The organism is Lactobacillus equicursoris DSM 19284 = JCM 14600 = CIP 110162 (assembly GCF_001434815.1).
Classification (GTDB): Bacteria; Bacillota; Bacilli; order Lactobacillales; family Lactobacillaceae; genus Lactobacillus; species Lactobacillus equicursoris.
This window is the reverse complement of record NZ_AZDU01000066.1, coordinates 1-6,124: the sequence shown is the minus strand read 5'-3', so window position 1 is coordinate 6,124 and position 6,124 is coordinate 1. Positions and strand designations below refer to the sequence as shown.

General features: G+C 37.1%; 10 protein-coding genes and 2 pseudogenes. 1 reads left to right on the top strand and 11 read right to left on the bottom strand.

The window, feature by feature from the left end; genetic code table 11:
- Nucleotides 1-49 precede the first annotated feature (49 nt).
- The 6 genes from FC20_RS08890 to FC20_RS08870 form a co-directional block, all read right to left on the bottom strand.
- The gene (locus FC20_RS08890) at nt 50-268 is read right to left on the bottom strand and encodes a helix-turn-helix domain-containing protein (RefSeq protein WP_008463398.1); all 219 of its coding nucleotides are present in this window, start codon (nt 266-268) and stop codon (nt 50-52) included.
- Nucleotides 269-427: 159 nt separating this feature from the next.
- Entirely contained in the window at nt 428-562 is a 135-nt protein-coding gene (locus FC20_RS11020; protein ID WP_008463395.1) for a hypothetical protein, read from the bottom strand.
- A gap of 112 nt (nt 563-674) precedes the next feature.
- A complete protein-coding gene (locus FC20_RS08885; protein ID WP_008463392.1) occupies nt 675-1,370 on the bottom strand; it encodes a DUF3800 domain-containing protein in 696 nt (231 codons plus the stop codon).
- 283 nt (nt 1,371-1,653) lie between these two features.
- Complete coding sequence (locus FC20_RS08880) at nt 1,654-2,451, bottom strand: DUF1828 domain-containing protein (RefSeq protein ID WP_008463389.1); 798 nt, start codon at nt 2,449-2,451, stop codon at nt 1,654-1,656.
- 31 nt (nt 2,452-2,482) lie between these two features.
- Nucleotides 2,483-2,908: a DUF6978 family protein gene (locus tag FC20_RS08875; RefSeq protein ID WP_008463387.1), complete on the bottom strand. Its 426-nt coding sequence runs from the start codon at nt 2,906-2,908 to the stop codon at nt 2,483-2,485.
- 114 nt (nt 2,909-3,022) lie between these two features.
- Nucleotides 3,023-3,400, bottom strand: a complete 378-nt coding sequence (locus FC20_RS08870; protein ID WP_008463385.1) for a hypothetical protein — start codon at nt 3,398-3,400, stop codon at nt 3,023-3,025.
- 50 nt (nt 3,401-3,450) lie between these two features.
- Between FC20_RS08870 and FC20_RS10920 the strand changes: the two genes are divergently transcribed.
- Entirely contained in the window at nt 3,451-3,735 is a 285-nt protein-coding gene (locus FC20_RS10920; protein WP_236697661.1) for a hypothetical protein, read from the top strand.
- Here the strand turns inward: FC20_RS10920 and FC20_RS08860 are convergent.
- The 5 genes and pseudogenes from FC20_RS08860 to FC20_RS10910 all read right to left on the bottom strand — a co-directional run.
- Nucleotides 3,719-4,036 carry a hypothetical protein gene (locus FC20_RS08860; RefSeq protein ID WP_008463383.1) on the bottom strand — a complete coding sequence of 106 codons (318 nt, stop codon included), beginning with the start codon at nt 4,034-4,036 and terminating at the stop codon, nt 3,719-3,721. The two genes, FC20_RS10920 and FC20_RS08860, sit on opposite strands and share 17 nt — an antisense overlap.
- Before the next feature lie 36 nt (nt 4,037-4,072).
- The gene (locus tag FC20_RS11030) at nt 4,073-4,234 is read right to left on the bottom strand and encodes a S24 family peptidase (RefSeq protein ID WP_236697660.1); all 162 of its coding nucleotides are present in this window, start codon (nt 4,232-4,234) and stop codon (nt 4,073-4,075) included.
- Nucleotides 4,235-4,366 (bottom strand): annotated as a pseudogene (locus tag FC20_RS11075) (DUF3622 domain-containing protein); the annotation flags it as partial.
- 361 nt (nt 4,367-4,727) lie between these two features.
- The gene (locus tag FC20_RS08850) at nt 4,728-5,378 is read right to left on the bottom strand and encodes an Abi family protein (RefSeq protein WP_008463379.1); all 651 of its coding nucleotides are present in this window, start codon (nt 5,376-5,378) and stop codon (nt 4,728-4,730) included.
- 387 nt (nt 5,379-5,765) lie between these two features.
- A pseudogene (locus FC20_RS10910) lies at nt 5,766-6,124 on the bottom strand (hypothetical protein); the annotation flags it as partial.

Sequence of the window (6,124 nt, the reverse complement as noted above, 5' to 3'; positions counted from 1 at the left end):
TAACGGGCTTCTTTTCTTTTTTATTCGTGTATCTGTATATTTTGCTGCTTTATTTTTTGTTTTCGATTTCGATCAATTCATCAAGTACAGTTCCAGGTGTTTTGCCCAGGGCGTCTGCTACAGCAGCAATAACTTTAACGGTTTGACCAGATAGGGGCTTGGAGTCGGCTGTAGCATGAGAAAGCGTCATGCTGGAAATGCCAGTTGCTTTTGAAACTTGATATTTAGTGATTCCGTTTTGATCGAGATACTTTTGTAATGCGTTCATTTCTTTTGAGTGCCTTTTTCTTTAATTCATAGTAGATGATTGTTGCTACCAAAATGATTGTAGTGATAACTAAAACAATGTGAGTAATTAAAAGAATGTTTTCTAACATGATTATTTAACAGATGTTTGATATAATCGATAGCAGAAAAGGCAAGGGCCTTAGCCCCCGTCTTTTTCTGACTTGTTTTTGTCTTCCTTTTCAAGTTGCTTAACTTGCATGATCACTAGCCGAGTGGTAGCAATGGCAACGATGATTTGGGCGACATCCGCAAGAATATCGAATAAATCTTTCATCTATTGTTTCCTCCTTTCTTAACCTTATGTCTATATAATAACATATATGTTACTAAAGTGCAAGAGACAATAGTAAAAAAACTGCTACTTTTTAGTAGCAGTTTTTTGTTTGCTATTTAGGCAAATAAACGACTTGAAAATTTGAACGCAACATTTTGGGGACTTTATTAGTTATTACACAGAAGAATAACCTATTTGCTACTATGTCTGCGGTTCGTACCAGCGTCTTTGTCCTAGAGTCGCAAAAGGACAATGTTAAAATAGAAAGATTTGGGAAAATTGGAGGAAAGAAAGCGGTGTATTTCCAATTATACGTTCCGATACGGAACTCTTGCTCTAAGCCTTCGCGCAGCTCGTATCTGCCATTTGTTGCGGTAGTATGCTCATCAACAAAGAAGTGGATGCTTCTTACTTTGCTAGGATCGATCTTTCCAATATCAATTAAATGCTGCAACTTACGCTTTACGCCAATTTTATAAGCATAATCTAGATATCTTTGCTTAGATTTCTTGTCATCAAATATATTATCTAATACATCTTTTTCTGAAATGACAATTCCAAACTTCTCCACACGGTTGAGACTTCGATATAGCTTATTCTTAGATTTGTTTGAGACAGTAGTAGCTTTTACCTCTTCACCAGGCATGAGAGACTCACTATTTCGGACTGTCCGTTCATTATGCAAATATAATCGTTCCCACTTTTCTTTGTCTTTCTTTGAAAGAAAGACGGTTCCAGCAAATACGAAATAGCGATTATGCTTTGCATCAAATACGCCTGACTCGTCAGAATAAATATAAATATCCATAAAATTCTCCGCAAAATAAAAGCCCCGCTAAACATAGCGAGGCCCCCGTGGTCGACGACATTACATGTCGCTTAAACTTTAGGTTCGATTACACGGGTAGACAGCGTAATAACTACCTGCATTAGATAGTTTAGTAAAAAAACTAGAAAAATTCAATACTTTTGCTCTAATTTAGCCTTTTCATATCCAGCCATATTTCAATTTGCAACTAATATTAGTCTTATAGGTTGAACTGCTGACTAACCTAGCACAGCTGGCACAGCACGCTAAAAGTAGATAGATGCTATCTAGCTAGTTCTTCAACAACGGAGTCACGATCACTATATTTTACGGCCTTGATGTCGTTTTGCTCAAAGAGACTTATTATCTGAGGACTTACTTTGACAGGTCTGTCATCACGAACATCATTGATAAAAACGTAGTATTCAGTCAGGCCGTTTTGCACTGGCCGTGTCTGTGTAATATCAGTAAGAATGGATTGAGCAAATACTTGGCTATTCGAACTTGCGGTCAAGGTTTTGATCAATCTAGTTGGTATTCTTTCCGGGGAAAAGCCCGAAATAGAAAATTCGAATTTGTGAGTCAGACCACTGTTTCCAACAAAAGAAACGCCTTGGGTAGTTCTGATTTTGTGTTCGTTAAAGAAATTTTGTAAATCTTCCAAAAAGAGATTAGTTGTATTTTTTGTTGCCAACATAAACATGTTGTCTACAAATAGCATCGCTTGTAGAAGTCGATGCTTGGAAATTGGAAAATTATCTGGAGTAGTAGTAATTTGCAGAGCGTCATCATTTTCAACGACACCATAATTTGAAATTTGTCTTTGAAAAAGCTGCTGCCTCTTCTTTGAATGCTTCAGATAAACGCCACGACTTTCGAGATTATTAATTGTCCAGCCGTCGTCGGTTAGAGTGATAGAGCCAGTATGAGGATCGTTAACGGCGTAAATTGCTATTTCATCATTAAAGCTATCCAAAAATGGTACATCAATTTTTACGATGTTAGTAGAAATATCTGTAAAATTGATGTTTTTGCTACACCAGTCAAGGTAGTTTTTGCTTAATTCCTCCGCATTAATCATTTTGACCCTCCTCTCCGTAACAAATGGTCATCTAATTGATATGAGTATAGCACATAAAGTCATCAAGAGCCGGCCCGAGTTCCTTATTTTTATCAAAAGGAAAGTCGCTAAGTTCGTATGCGTAGTCCTCATACGATCCGGATGAAGTAGTATAGATATGAATATGGTTTTCACTAACAATAGTTTTATCGCGGTTATGATGCTTTTGGCCGTTTATGCACAGTCTAACGAGATGGAGATTATTTTCTTCGAATCTAATATGAATTGCATACTTGGTCGCTAAGTTACCTCTATATGCAAAAAATCGGTATTCGATTTTGTTGTGAGTGCTTATCAGTTCTTTGTCAAGCTTGAATTTACCAAGAGTAATGTTGAAAGCCAGATCTTTTAAAGCGTGTTTTGATTCTTTGATTAATAACTCTACTTCGCTATCGGTTAGATTGTCTAGATTATACATTTCAGATTCCTTAATATCTTTCCAGGCCCGCAAGCGCGGGCTTTTTTACCTGCTTCCATATCTGATCATTTGGATCTTCTTTCCCAGGATATACCCTAGGTGGTAGTTGCAAAATTATTTTGTTGATGAAAAGTTAAGCCGAAACTCAGATATTTCTTGGCCATCAACATAAAGGGAAAACTTTTTGATGCCAGACTCTTTTAATAAAAAATTTCTTAGTGTAATTACAGTGGTCAGGGAACCATCAAATATATTTGCTTCGATTAGAGTCTCAGAACTCAGCTTACTTACTGAGATTATTTGATCGTCTAACTTTATTTCAATTTTATGGTTTGATAGAGCCATTCCAGATATGGATATCAATGCGTCCATAGTATAATAAGTTGGGAACGACAAACCGGTGATTTTGCTGCCTGCTTGGAAAAGGTATTGAGTTTCACTGTCTATTTTTTGTTGTTTGATTAGTGGAGCAATCCACATGTTGCCTATCATTATGTTTCTCCTTTGAGGTAGAATAGATGCTATATTTTTTATCAATGTTGATGCATGCTGTCGTATACATGTTTGTGTTCTATTCAGCAGTTTATATTCTTAAAGCACTTGCACCATGGCTGTATCTCTTGACCATATCGGACGATGCGCGAGATAATTTAATATCCGCAGCAAAGGAAATAGCAGACGAAAATCTGAAGTACGTTAATAGTGACGCAAAAAAGATTGAATTAAGATCTTGCTATGGTTTCTTGGATGAAGGTATTATTGGTGCGTATAAGTCCCTTCGTGCTTTAGAAAAGAACGGTAAGAATAATATTAGTTCTCATTGGTAGTGGATTCTTTTTGACTATTATTATTTATGGTTCCTGAAGCGATGGCTCTAATGAACTGTTCTTGTTCGTTTGACAGATTTGAAGCTGGTTGACCAGCTAAGTCTATGTCTATATTTCCAGTCTGTATATGCATACGATCCACTGAAGAGGAACCTAATTGATTTGTCAGCTTCTTATTTTGGTGATAAAGCTTTAGGGCCAAAGGACCCATAGTGAAAAATTCGGCTAAGGCGATAATAAACCAAATAGTTTCAGTTCTAGTATGAGGATATAAGTCCCAGATAGCTTTGATAAAATCCATAAATTTACCTTCAAGTCCCTTTATCAAGGGGCTTTTTTATCTACTGCCATATCTGATCATCTGGATCTTCTTTCCGAGTATCCTGCCGGGATGGTCTTTGTCTAAGATGATCGTGTTATAGTCATCGTTGTCAGGAATCAGCTCAATCGTGTCGCTAACATGCTTGATTCGCTTTAGTGTGGCTTTGGTAACTTCCATTTCGTTGGCCCACTGCTGAGCTAGGCGTTTGGTTTCAAATCCTTGCTTACTCTTGGTGTGTCTTTTCCTATTTGCGTCATACCAAGAGATTTTAGCTCTCCAACTATTGTCTTTTTTCTCTATAAAAGACATATCTAGTCACTACTTTCTAAAGCTTGCACTTAGAAACGCTCTTTTTATTATTTGACTGTTGTTCTTTCTTGGCACACTTATTCCAATTTGTTGGGAAACCTAACAGAAGCAAAATTGAATTAATGTCAATCGACTTAAGCTGATTATTTAAAGCATTTACTTTTTTTCTGATCGAATTGTGTAATTTGGCGTATTCAACTTTGCTTACAAAGCACTGCAAATTGATAAATGTCGAATAGACTGACCTCCGATTATCCTCTGGTGTTATTCCGTAATGACTATGAATGGCCGGGAAATAACTAGTGTCTGATCTACACTCGAAATAAATTAGACGATTGTTATGGGCACAAACGTTTCTAATTTATTGAATATTTTTTATGAATGACAACATAGTCTTTGGTGGAAATTGTCCGGTAAAATTTGGATTATTACTACATATAAATTCAGTACAATCATTTGCAACCCTATTTTGCAGATTATCAGGAAGGCAATTGAGCAATGCATACAGATCACCGAAGGTTAAATAATCAATGATGACCCAAATTGGAACTGCATTATATTTTGTTGAATAGTGATGAATTGAATTGTTACGATACTGTCTGTTTTTACGCAATATACCGTTTAATGAGTTTATTACATGTGCAACAGATAGGCTCTTTTCATGATTGTATGAACTAATGTCCAGATAAGCTTCTGGATTATTTGGGTGGGCTTCAGCAAATCTATGAGCAAGAATTGACTTTAAATGATGTTCTGCGTCAAGAATAGAATTAAATAGGACTTGTTTAAGCTCTTTGTCAAAAAAATATAAGCGGCTTACTTCATCAAATGACGCATTTTTAATATATAAATTTTCAGATTCTAAAAACGGCTTGCTATATCCATTGATGATGTTGTAATAATTGTTTGACAATAAATATTTTTTGGCCCTCTCAACATCATTTATTGTTAAACCACGTTCTTGCAACAAATTGATTTGCTGATCAATGCTTTTAAATTCTTTTTTGTGCATACAAAAAACACCCTTATTTTTGCAATAAAGGTGTTTTCCCGCAATAGGCTCCGTAGAGTATCTACCGCTCTTCTAATCACCTTTATTCTACTATTTTTTATTTCTTTTTCAAGAAGAAAACTACTTTTTGAGTATCTCTGGCGTAGCAGATATCAATCACTTGCTGTTAAAGTATGCTTTAGCGATAATAATATCCTTCCAGGCCCGCAAATGCGGGCTTTTTTACCTGCTTGCCGTACCTGATCATTTGGATCTTCTTGCCTAGGATTCGATGTGCTTGTCACGCTTCGACTTGGTGATCCTCCTATCAAAAAGACGCTACCATTAAGGCCACGTCAATTTTAGTAGTGCATTTTTTTACGGTTGCTCGCTTATCGCAGACAGCCATTATTTTACGAAACGCTTCCCGCATTTCATGCAGACAAAGTCCGTTTTCTTGGTTGCTTTACCATTTGACCCGGATCCGTAACCCCACATAAGCTCACGGCCAAGGCTGAAGTCCTTACGGTGAACGCCAAGTGGCTTAACGTTCGTGCTGTGGCAGTGCGGGCATTTCATAGCGTGACGCATTTCCCGAATTTGTTGCTTCTGGATCTTGAGCTGGTTCTTTTTGATCTGCTCATCTAGCTTGTCAGACTTGGCTTGCATGGTGGCCTGCGTTTTGGCTGCTTCTGCTTGCTTTCTGACGTTCTCCTCATGGATTCTCTTCATTGCATCGGCGGACTTCTCTTCAGGAGTTCGCTTGT